Source organism: Pseudomonadota bacterium (genome assembly GCA_013285445.1).
Lineage (GTDB): Bacteria > Pseudomonadota > Gammaproteobacteria > Xanthomonadales > Wenzhouxiangellaceae > Wenzhouxiangella.
The window spans coordinates 2,857,549-2,873,637 of the sequence record CP053448.1; the positions used below are offsets into that span (position 1 = coordinate 2,857,549).

At 64.1% G+C, this 16,089-nt stretch carries 17 protein-coding genes; 6 read left to right on the top strand and 11 right to left on the bottom strand.

What is annotated here, in order from left to right; genetic code table 11:
• Window positions 1-166: 166 nt before the first annotated feature.
• Both HND55_12805 and HND55_12810 read right to left on the bottom strand, forming a co-directional pair.
• Complete coding sequence (locus tag HND55_12805; GenBank protein ID QKK03463.1) at window positions 167-2,206, bottom strand: TonB-dependent receptor; 2,040 nt, start codon at window positions 2,204-2,206, stop codon at window positions 167-169.
• Window positions 2,203-3,510 carry an MFS transporter gene (locus tag HND55_12810; GenBank protein ID QKK03464.1) on the bottom strand — a complete coding sequence of 436 codons (1,308 nt, stop codon included), beginning with the start codon at window positions 3,508-3,510 and terminating at the stop codon, window positions 2,203-2,205. Before HND55_12810 ends, HND55_12805 begins: the two co-directional genes overlap by 4 nt.
• Before the next feature lie 76 nt (window positions 3,511-3,586).
• Between HND55_12810 and HND55_12815 the strand changes: the two genes are divergently transcribed.
• From HND55_12815 to HND55_12825, 3 genes are read left to right on the top strand one after another with little or no spacing between them, the layout of a single operon-like run.
• Window positions 3,587-4,054 carry a hypothetical protein gene (locus HND55_12815; protein QKK03465.1) on the top strand — a complete coding sequence of 156 codons (468 nt, stop codon included), beginning with the start codon at window positions 3,587-3,589 and terminating at the stop codon, window positions 4,052-4,054.
• Window positions 4,055-4,075: 21 nt separating this feature from the next.
• Window positions 4,076-4,492 carry a hypothetical protein gene (locus HND55_12820; GenBank protein QKK03466.1) on the top strand — a complete coding sequence of 139 codons (417 nt, stop codon included), beginning with the start codon at window positions 4,076-4,078 and terminating at the stop codon, window positions 4,490-4,492.
• A gap of 39 nt (window positions 4,493-4,531) precedes the next feature.
• Window positions 4,532-5,173: a ParA family protein gene (locus tag HND55_12825; GenBank protein ID QKK03467.1), complete on the top strand. Its 642-nt coding sequence runs from the start codon at window positions 4,532-4,534 to the stop codon at window positions 5,171-5,173.
• A 904-nt stretch (window positions 5,174-6,077) separates the two neighbouring features.
• Here the strand turns inward: HND55_12825 and HND55_12830 are convergent.
• Genes HND55_12830 through pcnB form a run of 4 tightly spaced genes read right to left on the bottom strand, consistent with a single transcriptional unit; the run spans window position 6,078 to window position 9,517 of the window.
• Window positions 6,078-6,914, bottom strand: a complete 837-nt coding sequence (locus tag HND55_12830; protein QKK04104.1) for a pantoate--beta-alanine ligase — start codon at window positions 6,912-6,914, stop codon at window positions 6,078-6,080.
• Between the two features lie 2 nt (window positions 6,915-6,916).
• The gene (gene panB / locus HND55_12835) at window positions 6,917-7,720 is read right to left on the bottom strand and encodes a 3-methyl-2-oxobutanoate hydroxymethyltransferase (protein QKK03468.1); all 804 of its coding nucleotides are present in this window, start codon (window positions 7,718-7,720) and stop codon (window positions 6,917-6,919) included.
• Window positions 7,713-8,252: a 2-amino-4-hydroxy-6-hydroxymethyldihydropteridine diphosphokinase gene (gene folK, locus HND55_12840; GenBank protein QKK03469.1), complete on the bottom strand. Its 540-nt coding sequence runs from the start codon at window positions 8,250-8,252 to the stop codon at window positions 7,713-7,715. The genes panB and folK overlap by 8 nt, the downstream gene beginning before the upstream one ends.
• Entirely contained in the window at window positions 8,249-9,517 is a 1,269-nt protein-coding gene (gene pcnB / locus HND55_12845) for a polynucleotide adenylyltransferase PcnB (protein QKK03470.1), read from the bottom strand. The genes folK and pcnB overlap by 4 nt, the downstream gene beginning before the upstream one ends.
• Before the next feature lie 150 nt (window positions 9,518-9,667).
• On the opposite strand from pcnB, the gene HND55_12850 reads away from it, so the two are divergent.
• Entirely contained in the window at window positions 9,668-9,991 is a 324-nt protein-coding gene (locus HND55_12850; protein QKK03471.1) for a ferredoxin family protein, read from the top strand.
• A 32-nt stretch (window positions 9,992-10,023) separates the two neighbouring features.
• Here HND55_12850 and bamC read toward each other — a convergent pair whose 3' ends face one another.
• Together bamC and HND55_12860 are read right to left on the bottom strand one after the other, a co-directional pair.
• Window positions 10,024-10,650: an outer membrane protein assembly factor BamC gene (bamC, locus tag HND55_12855; protein QKK03472.1), complete on the bottom strand. Its 627-nt coding sequence runs from the start codon at window positions 10,648-10,650 to the stop codon at window positions 10,024-10,026.
• 117 nt (window positions 10,651-10,767) lie between these two features.
• Window positions 10,768-11,652: a 4-hydroxy-tetrahydrodipicolinate synthase gene (locus tag HND55_12860; protein ID QKK03473.1), complete on the bottom strand. Its 885-nt coding sequence runs from the start codon at window positions 11,650-11,652 to the stop codon at window positions 10,768-10,770.
• 138 nt (window positions 11,653-11,790) lie between these two features.
• On the opposite strand from HND55_12860, the gene HND55_12865 reads away from it, so the two are divergent.
• On the top strand, window positions 11,791-12,255 hold the full coding sequence (locus HND55_12865; protein ID QKK03474.1) for a peroxiredoxin: 465 nt from the start codon (window positions 11,791-11,793) through the stop codon (window positions 12,253-12,255).
• A gap of 38 nt (window positions 12,256-12,293) precedes the next feature.
• A complete protein-coding gene (locus tag HND55_12870; GenBank protein ID QKK03475.1) occupies window positions 12,294-13,685 on the top strand; it encodes a PhoH family protein in 1,392 nt (463 codons plus the stop codon).
• 41 nt (window positions 13,686-13,726) lie between these two features.
• Here the strand turns inward: HND55_12870 and HND55_12875 are convergent, their stop codons facing one another.
• From HND55_12875 to HND55_12885, 3 genes are all read right to left on the bottom strand, one after another.
• Window positions 13,727-14,476, bottom strand: a complete 750-nt coding sequence (locus HND55_12875) for an NRDE family protein (protein ID QKK03476.1) — start codon at window positions 14,474-14,476, stop codon at window positions 13,727-13,729.
• 155 nt (window positions 14,477-14,631) lie between these two features.
• Complete coding sequence (locus tag HND55_12880; protein QKK03477.1) at window positions 14,632-15,093, bottom strand: flavodoxin family protein; 462 nt, start codon at window positions 15,091-15,093, stop codon at window positions 14,632-14,634.
• Window positions 15,093-16,001: a radical SAM protein gene (locus tag HND55_12885; protein ID QKK03478.1), complete on the bottom strand. Its 909-nt coding sequence runs from the start codon at window positions 15,999-16,001 to the stop codon at window positions 15,093-15,095. The genes HND55_12880 and HND55_12885 overlap by 1 nt, the downstream gene beginning before the upstream one ends.
• Window positions 16,002-16,089: the final 88 nt, after the last annotated feature.

Genomic DNA, 16,089 nt, shown 5'->3' on the forward strand with positions numbered 1-16,089 from the left:
GTGTTTGTAACACGCCACCGTTCACCCGGCTATACGGGGTTTCACCGACCCGTGCCGCCCTCTGCCGAAGCGGCGCAGATGCGCCCGCGCAGCGTTGTTCAGAGGTTTGCTGAACACTTCATCGCCACTCGAAGGCGTCCCGATCGACGCGCAGACGGCTGAATTGCTACCAGCCGCGCTCGATCGACACGAAGGCGCTGCGCCCCGGTCCGGGAAAATAGCGGAAGTTGCCGAAGGCGAAGTCGGCGCGCTCGGCATAGCGACGGTCAGTGAGATTGCGCACCCGAAGCGAAACCGTCCAGCGCTCCTCGAAGCGACGCTGGAGGAAGCCGTGCAGCAGCGTGTGGCCGCCATAGCGACGCATGTTCTCGGCATCGAGCCAGTAGCCGCCGTTGACTTCCACGGCCAGCTGCGCCAGCCAGCCTTCGTCGGGCCGCCAGGTCAGATCGGCACTGGCCAGCTCGCGCGGCGCCGAGGCGATGTCGCGACCGCGGATGATGCGCTCGCCGCCGAGGTCACGATCGAAGCGGTACCAGTGAATGGCGTAGGTTCCTCGGGCGGCCGCGGTCAGCGCCGGCGTGAGCGCCTGGGCAAGCTCGAACTCGATGCCGCGATGGCCGGTGCGGCCATCGCTGACGTTGAAGCCCTCGGCGTCGCGGAAGATGAAATTGTCCTTGCGCTGGTAGAAGGCGACCAGCTCCCAGCTCAGCCCGCCGGGCTGCGCAGTGCGACCGCGCAGGCCCAGCTCGACGGCGTCAAGCGTTTCAGGATCAAGATCGGCAACGTCCTGACCGCGCTGCAGGCGATAGAGCTCGGTCGCCTGGGGCGCACGAAAGCCGCGCGCGATGCGCAGCCAGGCCCGGCCACCGTCGAAGTCACGGCTGAGGGTGAATTCGGGGGCCAGTTCGAAGAAGTCGTCGCTGCGGTCAGCCGGCCGGTTGTACAGACAGCCACCGAATCCGCAGGCCTGGCCGGTGTCGGTCAGGTTGCCCGGCTCCAGATTATTATCATAGTCGTAACGAATCCAGTCCGCATGTACCCCGGCGCGCAGCCACCAGCGCGAAGCCGGCTCCAAAGCGGCGGCGAGGTAGCCGCCAAGTCGATGACCGTCGACGTCGTAGTCGTAGTGCCGTCCCGACGGGCGAATGGCGGCCACGGGCTCGGGCACACCCTCGGCCGGACCGGCCTGGGCCTGATCAAGAAAGCCGTTGAACAACTCGGCGTCGGCGCCCCACTCAAACTCGCCGAAAACCGCCGGGCTCGAGCGGTCGAACTGCATGCCGGCCGAGACCTGGCCGTTTTCCTCAAGCGGCTTGCCAGGCAGGAAATGCTGCAGGAAATCCATGTCCGAGCGCCGCGCGAAACCGGTCAGCCGGGACTCCGTCCCGTCGGCGCTCAACCAGTCGACGCGGCTGATCAAGCGTTGGGCATCGGCCCGGCGAAAGGCTTCGGGATTCAGGTTCTGCCGCCGAAGATCCGGGTCGGCATAGACGCGTTCGCCCAGGATAAAACCGGCGGTATCCTGATCCAGACGTGCGACGGAGAGGACCGTCGACCACTGCCCGCCATCGATCGGGATAACGTGGTGGGCGGTCAGGAACTGGTGCTCGTAGCGCTCGTCAACACGGAAACTGCCGGCCTCGGTGAGATTGGCGTCAATGGCCAGCTCACCGCCGCCGAGCGGCGCGGTCAGCCGCAGTTCGCCCCGATAGTAATCATCGCTGCCGGCTTCGACTCGAACCGCGTTGTGCAGTCCCGCCTGCGGCGAGCGGGTGCGCACGTCAATCACGCCGTGCAGCCCGCCCGAGGCATGGCCGAGGCCGCCAGGCCCGCGCAGCACGCTGATCGATGCAGCCTGCAGCAGATTGACCTCGAACAGATTGTTGACGTTGCAGAACCCCGGCGGCCGGATCGGCACGCCTTCCTCGAGAATCAGCAGCGCGCCGCATCCACCGGCGCCGGACAGAATCGGCGAACGGACCGCGGAGAGGTGCTCCTGACCGCTGCCGCGCGTGATCCAGGTTCCCGGCAGGCGGGCAAACACCTCGGCGGGATGGGTCGGTCGGAGCGCCGCGATATCGCCTTCGTCCAGGACGGCGGTGGCCTGCATCCGCTCTGGCCGGATGTCGCGGGCGACGACCCGAACCGGCTCCAGCAGCGGCGATCCGGCAGCCAGCGCCAGCAGCATCGAGCCGGGCAGCATCATGCGACCGACCGCTCGCGCCGAAACCGCCGTGCCAGCAGCACGAACGTGACCGCACCACCGAAGGTCAGCAGAAACGGAAACGCCAGCACATAGCGACCCAGACCCTCGCTTGTGCCCTCAAGCACTTGATAGATTCCAACACCGATCAGGGGCGCGAGCAGGCCGCGAATACCGGTCAGGGTGACGTGAATACCCATGTAAAGCGTCGATTGTTCATCGCTGGCAAAGTCGTTATGGCCCAGATTCCAGCCCAGCTTTCCGCCGGCAAATGCCATGCCCAGCGCCAGTGCCCCGGCCCAGAACAGCATGTCGAGTCCGGCCATGGACGCGCACATGAACAGCAGCAGGGCCATCACGAACATCCAGGCCTGCCGCGCCCGGTAGTCCAGAATATGCGCGGCGTCGAGCCGCCTGGCCCAGATCGGCGTGAAAATCGCCAGGGTGATCAGCGGCAGCGCAGTGGTGATCAGTACCTGCTCGAAACGGCCGAATCCGAACTGCTCGTTGAGCAGCACGACCAGCAGCGCAATGACCATCAGATTGCCGCTACCGAAGGCAAACATGGTCAGCATGTAGCGACGGTACCAGACATCATTGCGCAGGATGGTCAGTGCCGCACGCAGCTGTCCACCGATCCGCCCGCTGCGCTGCGTCAGCTCCTCTCGCTGCAGCCGCCGGCCCTGGCGCACACGGGTGGCCTGATAGCGCCAGGCGGCGAACAGGCCGGCCAGTCCGGCCAGCGGAAAGGCCAGACGCCAGACCTCCGGCCACCAGCTCATCAGCAGACCGATTGCTGCAGCAACGGCCGCGATAATCAGCGAGTAGATGATCGTAATCCAGCCGGTGATGCGGGCACGAACCTGGCGTGGAAAATTGGCGCGCCAGATTGCAGCGCGCAGGGTGATCACGCCGGCCCAGGCCAGGCGCGCCATGATCATGGCTGCAGTCACCAGCACCAGGCCGGCCGGTGAGTCCGGCGCCAGCGCCATGAGCATGAGGAAACCGGACGTCATTGCCATCAGCACCGCGACCCAGGTGGACTTGTTGCGGCCCTCGGCGAGGCCGGAAATCCACAGGCTCACGACGTTGGCGAACGCCGGCGCGCCGGCGACCAGGGCCACGGCCAGGTTGACCCAGACCGAGTGGGCCACGCCGTCAAACTGGGTCTTGACCACAACCCCCACCAGTCCCCCCTCGAGCGCGCCCAGCGCCACGGCCATACCGGCATTGGTCGCCACCTCACGCGGCATCAGCGTACGCGCCACGAATGGCAGCGCGGGTCGGTTGGCCGTCAGAAATGGCATGGCACCTATTCTACGTGAGCCCGGTCAACGATCACCCACACCGTAAGCAGGCAGACAGGCCGGGTACAATGCCGGCATGAACGACGGTGGCCGATACGACGACGATCAACGCTGGCTGCAATCGGTGCTGACCGGCAGTATTCCGCTTGCCCGGGCGATGGCGCTGCAGGTCGTGCAGCTCGACGAGTGCGGCGTTGCGCTTTCCCTGCCGCTGCCGCCCAATATCAACGACAAAGGTACGGCATTCGGGGGATCGCTGGCCTCGGCCCTGATCCTGGCGGGGTGGTCCCTGCCGCGCCTGCTGCTTCACCGGGCCGGGATCGCGGCCAACCTGGTCATCGGCCACTGCGAGCTGCGCTTTCTGCTGCCGGTCGACGGTGATTTCGAGGTGCGGTGTCACTGGCCGAACGCGGCGGTTGCCGACGGCTTTGTCCGGAAGCTGGAAGCAAGCGATCGCGCCGGTATGACGCTGCAGCCGGAGGCGGTGTTTCGCGGCCAGGTGGCGGCAACGCTTTCAGCCAAGTATGCTGCACTCAGATCCTGATCGACCACGTGGGGTGGTGCCATGAACCGCAAGATTGTTCTCGTCGTTGCGCTGGCGCTGATCGGCCTTGCCGCCTGCGGCGGCAGCAAGGATGTGATGCGCGAGGGCCAGCACGCGATGGATCGCTGGGAATCGCTGGTGCGCTGGAGCCAGTATGATTCGCTGATTGATCTGATGCATCCCGAATGGCTGGCGGCCCATCCCATCCCCAGAATCGACCTTGAACGGCTCAAGCAGTTTCGCGTCAGCCAGTACCGCGTCGAGCAGGTCCTGACCGATGCCGACAATCTGGTGATCCAGCGAAGCGTCAGAATCCATCTGTATCATAACCACACGTTGCGGGAACGCGTCATCCTGCACGTGGAGGAGTGGCGCTATGACGCCGAGCGGGAGCGCTGGCTATTGCACTCGGGACTGCCCGACCCCAGACGGCGCTGATCACACCGCTCTAAAGACTCATCACGGAGGGCTTGAGACATGCGCACAATCGCCGTTGTCAATGCCAAGGGGGGATGCGGCAAGACCACCATCGCAACCGGCCTGGCGGCCGCCCTGGCCTGGGAGGGCCACAGCGTTGCGCTGGGCGACATGGACCCGCAGCAATCAGCCAGAGAATGGCTGGGTCTGCGATCGGAAGACTATCCGGAAATCGTTGCCGCCGAGCCGCACCGGGGCCAGCTGCGTGCCCCGACCGGAATCGATACCCTGGTGCTGGACACGCCGGCCGGCATCGTCGGAAACGAGCTTGGCAATGTGGTTCGGCGATCGCAGAGTCTGCTGGTGCCAATTCTGCCTTCGCACGTTGACATGCGCGCGGCCTGGCGATTTCTCGATCACCTGCTGGAGCTCAAGCCGATTCAGGACGGAGCCTGCCGCGTCGCGCTGATCGCCAATCGCGTTCGCCCACAGACCATCGTCTATCGGGAACTGACTGGATTCATGGACGGATTCCGGGTGCCGGTCGTTGGCCAGCTGCGTGACTCGATGAACTACGTCCGCGCCTTCGAGCGCGGGCTGTCGGTCTCCGATCTGCCTCCGTATCTGGCCTGGGTTGACTGGGAACAGTGGGAGGACATTCTTGCCTGGATCAGGAGCCGACGCTCGCTGGGAAAGGGCTGACGGATCTGCTCAGCGATCTCTGGCGGCACTGGGCGGGTCCTGATCCGGATTGACCGGCGGCGACATCCCGGACTCGTACACGCGTCACTGCGTGTGCCCAGGCTCTCTAGTCCGCATTATTCATGAATCGCCGCGATGATTGCGCAGGGGATTGTTCGCACAGCGGATTTTCCGACCGAGCGGAATACCAGGCTGTATTTCCGAGGGAGGAAAATCCGCTGTGCGGACAAGGCGCAAGCAAGGGCGCGAGTGAATTCATCAATAATGCGGGCTAGTGTACCCCGTCACTCATCTTGTGACTTATAGCGAGTGCCTCAGGGGCCAGATGCAAGGCGCGATTGCGCTGGCGTAGTGGGGCTACGTCAAGCAATCGCAACACGGGCGACGGCTGCGCTCGCAAGGCTTTATTCGCTTCGCGAATGCCGCCATGCGGCTTCGCCTGCCCTGCAGATGGCCCCTGAGGCGCTCGCCCGACCGGGAGCGCCGTACAAGCCCGATCGCGGCGTTGGCGCTCTTGCAAAGGGCACCACCCTTCCCGGCGAGCGCCGCCTTGCGCTCGGGCTTGTACGGCGCTCTATAAGTCACAAGATGAGTGACGGGGTACACTAGTGGTCCTTCAACCTGATAATTTAGGGTTCAGTTGGTCTGTCAGCGTTCAGGGCAAGGCGCGGCTCGCAGTGAATGGCCATAGCCCTTTACAAGAGCCGGAACGCAGCCATGGACGCTGACAGGCCAACCCTTCGGGCGCTCCTGTAGCGCTCCGCTGCTGCGTTCCGCCGCTTGGCAAGGGCTACGGCCATTCCCTGCGCGGCGCGCCTTGCAGTGGAGCGCTACAGGAACGCTGAACCCTAAATTATCAGGTTGAAGGACCACTAGTTTCGCCCGTCGGGGATGCGACGGCGACCTACGGGATCGCAACGTTGTCGATCAGTCTGGCCTTCCCCAGCCATGCGGCGCCAAATACCCGGCTTGGCTCATCCGGCCCGGGCGTGCCCAGATCCGCGGCCGAGCGCCATTCCAGGTAATCCGGTCTCAAGCCGTTCGCTTGCAGCTCTTCCAGTGCCCGCTGTTGCAGCGCTTCGAATTCCTTGCCGGCGGCCAGCCCCGCGGCCATCGTTGCGAGAACGCGGTAGAGCGTCGGCGCGGCGCGGCGCTGCTGCTCGTCAAGATAGCCGTTGCGCGAACTCATGGCCAACCCGTCAGGCTCTCGTACGGTGGCAACGCCCACGATATCGGTCGGGACCGCGAGATCGAGTACCATCTGGCGGATGACAAGCAGCTGCTGATAGTCCTTCTCACCGAACACCGCCAGGTCCGGCTGAACCTGGTTGAACAACCGCTGCACCACGGTGGCGACGCCGTCGAAATGACCCGGCCGGCTGGAACCGCACAGACAGTCGGCCAGGGCTGGGGGTACGTGCAGGCGAAATGCCTCGGGCAGGGGATACATCGTCTCAACCGACGGTATCCAGGCCAGGTCGCAGCCCTGTCGCTCAAGCGCCGCCAGATCCTCCTCGATCGTTCGCGGATAGGCCTCGTAGTCTTCGCCCGGATTGAACTGCGTCGGGTTGACAAACAGGCTCACCACGCTGCGGTCAGCCAGATCGAGGCAGTGTTCAACCAGGGTCAGATGGCCGTCATGCAGATTACCCATGGTCGGCACCAGGCCGATACGCGTGCCGCTATCACGCCAGACTGCGAGCCGCCTTCTCAGTTCGGTCAGCGTGTCAACAACCGTGATGCTCACGTGTAGGCGTGTTCGGCGCCGGGAAAACGATGTTGCCGGACGGCCTCGGCATAGGCGCTCAGCGCTGCCGGGATGCTGCCGCTATCGGTCATGAAATCCTTGACGAAGCGCGGCCGGTGGCCGCCGGATATCCCAAGCACGTCGTAGAGCACCAGCACCTGGCCGTCGACCTCGTCCCCGGCGCCAATTCCGATGACCGGTATCGACAGCGAGCCGGCAATCTCTCCGGCAAGCGCCGTCGGCACACACTCGAGAACCAGCATGCCGGCCCCCGCCTCGACCAGCGCCCGGGCATCTGATTTCATGGCGCTGGCCAGCGCTTCATCTCGACCCTGGACGCGATAGCCGCCAAGGCGATGGACATGCTGCGGCGTCAGCCCGAGGTGCCCACAGACCGGCACGCCCTGTTCAACCAGGGCCTTGACCACCGGCACCACCGCTGAACCCCCTTCAAGCTTGACCATTTCGGCTCCGGCGCGCATCAACGCACCGGCCGAGCGCATGGCGCTGCGGTGATCGTGGTAGCTCAGAAAGGGCAGATCGCCGATCAGCAGGGCCCGCTGCAGGCCGCGCGCGACAGCCGAGACGTGGTAGGCCATGTCGTCGACCGTTACCGGCAGGGTCGAGTCGCGTCCCTGAATGACGTTGCCCAGGGAATCACCGACCAGCACGCAATCGACACCGGCGGCATCGATCAGACTGGCAAAACTGGCATCGTAGGCAGTCAGCATGACCACTGCCTCCCCCCGGGTCTTCATGCGGGCCAGTTCGGGAACGGTTACTTTGTGGCTATCATCCATGAGAATCGATCCGTGCTTGGTGTCTGAAAGGCAGCTCGAGCGCAGGTTCCGGCGCCACCGCTGCCCGCTCGCTATCGTCCAGTGCTGCGGCCAGCCGGTCAACCCGCCCCTGACCCGGAACCCGCAGCGACGGGGCCAGTTCGGCCAGCGGGATCAGCACGAAAGCACGCTGGGCCAGGCGCGGATGGGGCACGACCAGACCGGGGCGGTCGATGACCTGCCGACCGAACAGCAGCAAGTCCAGGTCAATCACCCGCGGACCCCAGCGTCTGACCGAGCGCTTTCGGCCCAGTGCCTGCTCGATCGACTGCATCCGGGCCAGCAGCTCGTGTGCACTCAGCGTTGTGTCCACCGCGGCCACCGCGTTGATGAAATCCGGCTGGTCCGGATCGCCCCAGGGCCGGGTTCGCCAGGCCGATGAGGCCACTGCAACGGCAATGGCCGGCGTCTGATCCAGGGCTGCCAGCGCGCGGGCAATGGCAGCGCCACGCTCGCCCAGGTTGGCACCCAGTCCAATCCAGGCGCGCGTCAACCGGCCACCTTGCGGCGCCGCGGCCGTCGTCGCTTGCGACTGCCCGCAGGATGGACCGCGGCCTTGCTTTCCTCGGGACCGGCCTCTTGAATCTCCGTCCACCAGTCTGCCAGCTCCTGCAGTTCGGGATTCTCCAGGGCACGCAGCAACAGAAAGTCATAGGCGGCCCTGAACCGCCGTTCCGACATCAGGCGCAGGGCACGCTTGCCGCGGCGCTTCTCGAAACGCGGCTGCATGCACCAGATCTCCTTGGCCATGCCGGAAAAACGTCGGTGTATGGAAACGCGTTCGGCCTGAGCCACGATGGCACCCTCACCGGCTTCTGCCAGCGCCTCGACCGGCGGCACGCCCCCATCAATCAACGTCGTGGCACGCACGCGCACGCGCGGCCACAGCAGCGCGGCAAACAGAAAACCCGGCGTGACCGGAAGGCCATCGCGCACGCGCTGATCAGTATTTCGCAGCGCCTGCTCAATGAGCACCGGCGGACTGGACGGATCATCGAGCAGCCCGGGAAACAGCTCTTGCCAGAGGCGGTAGCGAACCAGCGCCTGGAAGGTCGGCCAGGCACATCCGCCCATGAACAGCTTGAGAATCTCCTCGAACAGGCGCGAGGGCGGAATATCGGCAAGCAATCCGGCCATGCCTGAGATTGGCTCGGCGGTGGCAGGATCCATCTCGAGATCGAGCTTGACCGCGAAGCGCACGGCTCGCAGCAAACGAACCGGGTCTTCCCGATAGCGCGTGACCGGGTCCCCAATCAGGCGCAGACGCCGTCGCTGAAGATCGGCATAGCCGTCAACATGATCGCGTATGGTGGCCGTTTGCGGGTCATACATCAGGGCATTGACGGTGAAATCGCGACGCCGAGCGTCCTCGACCTCCGAGCCCCAGACGTTGTCGCGCACCAGCCGGCCCTGCTCGACCTCCCGGTGTTCGTCATCACTGCCGTCGCCACCGCCGCGAAAGGTGGCGACTTCGACAATCTCGCGCCCAAAGCGCACATGCGCCAGGCGAAACCTCCGACCGATCAGGCGCGCGTTTCTGAACAGTTCGCGCACCTGCTCGGGGGTGGCACTGGTGGCCACGTCAAAATCCTTCGGCTCATGTCCGAGAACCAGATCGCGAATACTGCCGCCAACCACGTAGGCATGATATCCGGCCTGCTGCAGCCGCTCGACGACCTTGATGGCGCCCGGGCTGATGCGACCGGGAACAATACCGTGAACGGATTCGGGGATGGTGTTGGTCTGGTCAGAGGGCAATATGCGGGATTCCAGCTTTGGTGTCGGTGTTCGCCCGGACCGATTCGAGCGGTCAACAAGACTGAAACGAACTGATAGAATCAATCATCGTTTCCAGTAGTTTAGCATCCTGCGGCCGCCACGGCCGCCACCGAGCGGGGCAATCACGCCATGACATTCGTTGTGACCGAGAACTGCATCAAGTGCAAGTACACCGACTGCGTGGAAGTCTGCCCGGTCGACTGCTTTCACGAAGGCCCGAATTTCCTGGTCATCGACCCGGAAGAGTGCATCGACTGCACGCTGTGCGAACCGGAATGCCCGGTCCAGGCCATTTACCCTGAAGACGACGTACCCGACGACCAGCGCCAGTTTCTGGAGATCAACGCGGAGCTGGCCCAGCAGTGGCCGGTCATCACGGAAATGAAGCCGCCGCCGGATGACGCCGGCCAGTGGGAGGATGTTCCGGACAAGCTGCAGTACCTGGAGCGCTGAATGCCGGCCCGTCCCCGGGCAGCATGACCCACTCACCCCAGGCGTTCGCGAAGCTTGTCCAGGACAAACTCCGCACGCTCCATCTCGATCACGCTGCCGTCGGGATTGAGTAGCCGCACCCGGGTGCGGCTGGCGCTCTCGCCTTCCACCTCGGCGATGTATTCACCGCTGTAGTCGATTATCTCGTCGCTGCGCCAGAAGGCCAGGCGTGCAAACCCGCTGGGCTCGGCGACGATCGGTTCGTGATCGAGCCGGAATCGATAGCGGCGTTGCGCCTCGTCAACCTCTCGAACGCTCATGCCGGCCCGGTTGAGCGTAAAACCGAGCCGCCGCCAGACGCTGTCGACCTCATCCTCGACGGCGAGATACAGCCCGGTCGGTCCAAACCGGATGTGCGAGCGTGAGCGCTCGGCTTCCGAACTCGACAACACGCGCGGCGGCACTTCCTGGTCACCCTGTGCGGCCAGCTCCGGCAAGGAATAGCCGGGCACCTCGAACAGCCGCCGCGTGTCCGGCGCGCTCAAATCGTCCGGCACTTCAATCGGTTTGACCTCCTGGCTGGCGACATAAACCGGCTGGCGGTCACGGTTGAAACATCCGCCCAGCAGCGCAATCAGCGACAGCGCAAGCAGGATGTATGCAGGTCGAACTGGGTTCATATGCCCCTTCAATGCGGTTTTCATGACAAAGGCTCGGCTACCGAATCCGCACAGGCGGCCGTCATGCACGGGTACAGGCCAGTGCAGACGTAGCAGTCGGTGAAACAGCCCCGCAGTTTAGGCAAGATCCGGCCTGGCGTCCAGCGCCAATTGTTCGATCAGCTGCTGCCCCTGCGCCTGGTACGGCCGATCAAGCACCACCAGAGGCAAGCGCAGGCCCGGCGGGATCCAGCCGCTTTCAGCCAGCAGCCACTTCACCGGCACGGGGTTGGGTTCGATTGCCAGGAACGCGTACAGCTCGCGCAGACCGCCGTCGATTCTCCGCGCCCCGTCCTCCCGGCCCTGCAGCGCCAGGGCGCACAGCTCCGCTACAGCTTCCGGCACGACATTGGCCGCCACCGACACGACGCCGCTGGCGCCTTCGAGCATGCGTTGACAGCAGCTTGGATCATCGCCGCTCAACACCGCCAGCCCCGTATCGAGCAGTGCGGCCAGTCGCCCGGCGTCGCCGACGGCTTCCTTTATGGCAACGATGCCGGCATTCCCGGCCAGCTTTGCGACGGTTTCAGGAAGCAGGTCCACGGCCGTTCTCGACGGCACGTTGTAGAGCACGATCGGCAGTCCGGCACTGTCGGCCACGGTGGTGAAGTGGGCGATCAGTCCACGCTGGGTGGGACGATTGTAGGCCGGCGTGACCACCAGCGCGGCATCGGCTCCCAGGTCTGCGGCCAGGCGGCTTCGCGTCACGGTCTGTTCGGTCGAGGAACTGCCGGTACCGGCCAGGACCGCAATCCGGCCGGCGACCTGCTCAACGGCTGTGGCCAGCAGCTGACTGAATTCCTCGCCGGTCAGGTTGACCGACTCACCGGTGGTGCCGCCGACGACCAGCCCATCGGTACCGGACTGCAGGTGCCAGTCGATCAGCCGCCGCCAGGCCGGAAAATCGATTGCGCCATCCGGCTGCATTGGCGTGACCAGGGCAACCAGGGAACCCTTGAACATTTCGCATTCTTCCTTGTGCGACAATGGCAGCGCGCGCCGCGTCCGGGCGTGGGCCTTTTGGTAGTGTAACGCATCAGGCGCCCGGATCGGGCCGCTCAAAAACCACAAATCGCTGATTAAACAAATATTTTACGTTCAATGACCGAATCCACCATCGTCTTGTCATCCCCCCCTCTCGACGCCACCGGCAACCGTCAGATCCGTCTCGAGGAACAGATCGGGAAACCGCTCGTCGTCTACTTTTATCCGCGCGACAACACCCCGGGTTGCACCCGGGAGGGTGAAGCCTTCCGCGACCATTACGACACGTTCCGCTCGCTGGGCTGTGAAATTCTGGGAGTGTCACGGGACACCCTCACCAGCCACGAGAAGTTTGCGGCCAAGCACGGCTTTCCGTTTCCGCTGATCGCCGACCCGGACGAAGTGTTATGTCGTCATTTCGACGTCATTCGGGAAAAGAACATGTACGGTCGCAAGGTCATGGGTATCGAGCGCAGTACGTTCCTGTTCGACGCCAGCGGCAAACTGGTCGGGGAATGGCGCAAGGTTCGCCTGCCCGGCCACGTTGAGGATGTGCTCGAAGCCGTCCGCTCGCTGCGCTGACCGAAGCCCCACCGTCCACCACCAGGAGAGCCATCACCATGGCTGATTGCCGGCGCCTGTACCTGCTTGACACCAACGTGCTGATGCACGATCCGACTGCCCTGTTCCGCTTCGCAGAGCACGATGTCTTTCTGCCGATGATCGTGCTCGAGGAGCTCGACCGGGCCAAGAAGGGCGTGTCCGAAGTCGCGCGCAACGTCCGCCAGGTCAGCCGCTTTATCGGACAGATGATGTCGCCGGGCAGTGACCTGGAACAGGGCGTTGCGCTGGTCGAACCGGACGGGCTCAAGCTCAACGTCGGTACCGGCCGCTTGCACTTCCAGACCGAGCGCTTCGAAAACGGCCAGGAACTGGTCGGCGATCGCTCGCTGGCCGATAACGAGATCCTGCTCGCCGCCCTCAGCCTCAAGCGCAAGCACAAAGATGTTCAGGTCATTCTGGTTTCAAAGGACATCAACCTGCGCATCAAGGCGGCGATCCACGGCATCACCGCGGAGGACTACTACAACGACCGGGCCCTTGACGACCTCAGCCTGCTCTACTCCGGCATCCGCGAACTGGACAACTCGTTCTGGGAAGCGCACAACACCGAGGATTCCTGGACCGACAACGGACGAACCTACTATCGCATCGGGCAGCTTGACGGTGACCAGTGGTACCCGAATCAGTGCCTGCGGCTTGACGGCAGCAACGGCATGGAAGCTATTGTCCGCAGCGTCGGCAGCCGTGAGGTCGTGCTTGAGGTCGCGCGCGACTTCCGGCGCTCCCAGCACGGCGTTTGGGGCATCCATGCGCGAAACCCGGAGCAGAACTTCGCCTTGAATCTCCTGATGGATGCCGACATCGACTTTGTCACCCTGCTCGGCACTGCCGGTACCGGCAAGACTCTGCTGGCACTGGCCGCCGGCCTGTCACAAACGCTCGATGACAAGCTCTATCGCGAGATCATCATGACCCGCGCAACCGTTTCGGTGGGCGACGAAATCGGCTATCTGCCCGGCACTGAAGAGGAAAAAATGACGCCCTGGATGGGGGCATTGACCGATAACCTCGAGGTTCTGACCGATGTCGACAACCACGGCGGCGAATGGGGGCGCGCCGTCACCAGCGAACTGCTGTCTTCGCGCATCAAGATCCGCTCGCTCAACTTCATGCGCGGACGCACTTTCCTCAACCGCTACCTGATCATCGACGAGGCCCAGAACCTCACGCCCAAGCAAATGAAGACGCTGATCACACGCGCCGGCCCGGGCACCAAGATCGTCTGCCTCGGCAACGTCGAACAGATCGACACACCGTACCTGACCGAAACCACGTCGGGGCTGACATTTGCGGTTGACCGCTTCAAGAACTGGGCGCATGCCGGTCACATTACGCTCAAACGTGGTGAACGTTCCAGACTGGCTGATTTTGCCTCGGAGGCGTTGTAGCGCGTCGGTTCGCCCATCCGTGCGACCGCGTGTCCGAGCCGTTATCTCCCGAACCCGTAACGCAGTTCGCCAACTGCGCCACCACCGGCGCTGAAACTGCGCTCGGCCGCCAGACTGCGTTGGGCCAGCGACAGTATGGTGGTGCAGCGGGTCCCGTAACGTTCGCCGACGATGAACGCAGGCGACAGGAAACGCTCCAGCTCGGCGCCCACACCGGTTTCCGGCAACTCACGATCTGGCGCGATGGCGCGGTCGTCCATCAGGTCGAACAGGCGACCCGGATCGATTTCAGCCGAGGGCCGCAAGCCCCCAAGCGCCGTCGCCACGTGCCGGGACTTGGGCCAGGGCTCGTCGAGCAGGCCGTTGGACAAGGCGTGCACACCCGGACTGACGGCTCTCGGCTCTGCATGGGTCGAGCAGTACCACAAGGACCCAGGGTCGCCGGCCAGCAGGTTGAATGGCCCATAGTCGGCACGCCGGTCGTGGACGGCTTTCACATTCTCTTCAGCCGAGCGATGACCTGAAATGAAGTCGGCCGGAAGCTCGCCGCGCGAGCGCTGACCGTTATCGGCGCGCGGATCACGAAAATTGGTCACCGCCGCCCAGCGCCCGTCCCGGCTCACGGCCAGCCAGGTGCCACCGGCCTGCTCGTCACGCCCGGCCAGCGGCCCGTCCGGCCAGTCCCACCACGCCATGGCCCGGGTCGGCCGCGCGTGAAACTCGTCCCGATTGGCCGCCAGTAGCAGGTGACGATCCTGTCCGGGTGTAAAGGCGAAAGCGATCAGGCACATGGGGAGATGGTAAATCGTAGGAAGCTAAAGGTGGGGGGCTAAAGGCTAAAGGCTAAAGGCTAAAGGCGAAAGGTGGAAGGGGAAGGGGAAGGGGAAGGGGAAGGGGAAGGGGCCGAAGACGGGAGCGGGGGCTGGCAGCAACACTGTTGAGCGGGTCAGAAGATGCCTGCTTCAAGGCCGGCCGCCATGACCATGCCAAGCGCCCGGCACTGGTCGAGAAACGCGTCGTCCCACTGGCCGCGGCAGATCAGCGAATCCTGCACCGGCTTCCAGTTCAGCCCGCCACAGATGCTCTCGATCGCCCGACGAGTTCCGGTGCCGTCCTTGCCGGCCCGGATGAACACCGCATAAGGCATCGCGTCGGTCTTGTCGATCAGATCATAGAAACAGCGGTCAAAGAAGTCCTTCAGCGCGCCGCTCATGTAGCCCAGGTTCTCGGTGGTACCGAAAATCACCGCATCCGAACCCATTACAAAATCGGCGTTCGCGTCCAGTGGCCGAACGTGATGGGCTTCGACCCCGTCAATAGCGCCATCCGAAGCGCCTTCGAGCACGGCCTGCACCATCGCCCGAGTGTTTGGTGAAGGATCATGAGCAATGAGTACAAGCCGCTTCATTACAGTCCGCGCGCCCACTCGGGCCGGAGCGGCGCGCGCCCGGGCTGCTGAATGGCCTGCTCCAGTTGTTCGAGCAGGCGTGACTTGTCGGCATTGAGCCTGCCCTTGAGCACCAGCCAGTTGGAGGCGTGATCGGAGCGAAACACGGTGTTGTCGAGTTCGAGTGCGCCGATAAAACGGCGCATCTCCCGAAACAGCCCGACGCGGTCGAGTGGCTCCCACTCGGGAAAACCCTGTCGGAAGCGTTCCTCACCCATCGGAAAGCTGACGACCAGTGTAGCCAGGTACTCCGGCTGCGTGGCGTTGGCCAGCCGGGCCGAGTGCTCGGCGTGCTGACGCGACATGACCGCACCGCCCAGTCCGTTAAGAATCATGACTGAGCGCATGATGCCGGCCTCGCCAAGCCGGTCGAGTGCGGCGCGGGTGGAATCAAAGGTTTCACCCTTGTTGACTTTCTCCAGCACTTCGTCATCGCCGGATTCGGCACCGATATAGGCCATTTGCAAACCCGCTTCACGCAGGCCGGTCAAATCGGTCAGGGACTTTCGCTTGAGATTGCGCGGCAGACAGTAACTGGATACCCGCTCGACCGAGGGCATGTGCTCGGCAATCGCTTCGAGAATGCGCATCAATCGATGGGTCGGCAGCACCAGGGCATCGCCGTCGGCCAGGAAGATCCGCCGCACCCGCGAACCGAATTGCTCCCCGCAGCGCCGGATGGTCTCCAGCACCTCGGCCTCGTTGCGCGCCCGGAATTTTTTCTGCGGCGCCGTGTACATGTCGCAGAACGTACACCGGTTCCACGAACAGCCGTCGGTCACCGGCAGAATCAGCGAGTGGGCCTCGCTGGGCGGGCGGAACACCGGCTCGACATAGCGGATGGGCTGGGTTTCAGTACGTTCAGTCATCGTGCGCAGTACTTCAGTGTAATGAATCGCAGCCGGCTGGCAAAGGCATACTTGAAGAAAACCTCAATCAGCAGCCCGCCGTGAGCAG

What these genes read in the sequence shown, in the direction of transcription:
- HND55_12805 (QKK03463.1), bottom strand. Translation starts at nt 2,206, where the DNA reads ATGATGCTGCCCGGCTCGATGCTGCTGGCGCTGGCTGCCGGATCGCCG.
- HND55_12810 (QKK03464.1), bottom strand. Translation starts at nt 3,510, where the DNA reads ATGCCATTTCTGACGGCCAACCGACCCGCGCTGCCATTCGTGGCGCGT.
- HND55_12815 (QKK03465.1), top strand. Translation starts at nt 3,587, where the DNA reads ATGAACGACGGTGGCCGATACGACGACGATCAACGCTGGCTGCAATCG.
- HND55_12820 (QKK03466.1), top strand. Translation starts at nt 4,076, where the DNA reads ATGAACCGCAAGATTGTTCTCGTCGTTGCGCTGGCGCTGATCGGCCTT.
- HND55_12825 (QKK03467.1), top strand. Translation starts at nt 4,532, where the DNA reads ATGCGCACAATCGCCGTTGTCAATGCCAAGGGGGGATGCGGCAAGACC.
- panB (QKK03468.1), bottom strand. Translation starts at nt 7,720, where the DNA reads ATGGATGATAGCCACAAAGTAACCGTTCCCGAACTGGCCCGCATGAAG.
- HND55_12850 (QKK03471.1), top strand. Translation starts at nt 9,668, where the DNA reads ATGACATTCGTTGTGACCGAGAACTGCATCAAGTGCAAGTACACCGAC.
- bamC (QKK03472.1), bottom strand. Translation starts at nt 10,650, where the DNA reads ATGAACCCAGTTCGACCTGCATACATCCTGCTTGCGCTGTCGCTGATT.
- HND55_12860 (QKK03473.1), bottom strand. Translation starts at nt 11,652, where the DNA reads ATGTTCAAGGGTTCCCTGGTTGCCCTGGTCACGCCAATGCAGCCGGAT.
- HND55_12865 (QKK03474.1), top strand. Translation starts at nt 11,791, where the DNA reads ATGACCGAATCCACCATCGTCTTGTCATCCCCCCCTCTCGACGCCACC.
- HND55_12870 (QKK03475.1), top strand. Translation starts at nt 12,294, where the DNA reads ATGGCTGATTGCCGGCGCCTGTACCTGCTTGACACCAACGTGCTGATG.
- HND55_12875 (QKK03476.1), bottom strand. Translation starts at nt 14,476, where the DNA reads ATGTGCCTGATCGCTTTCGCCTTTACACCCGGACAGGATCGTCACCTG.
- HND55_12880 (QKK03477.1), bottom strand. Translation starts at nt 15,093, where the DNA reads ATGAAGCGGCTTGTACTCATTGCTCATGATCCTTCACCAAACACTCGG.
- HND55_12885 (QKK03478.1), bottom strand. Translation starts at nt 16,001, where the DNA reads ATGACTGAACGTACTGAAACCCAGCCCATCCGCTATGTCGAGCCGGTG.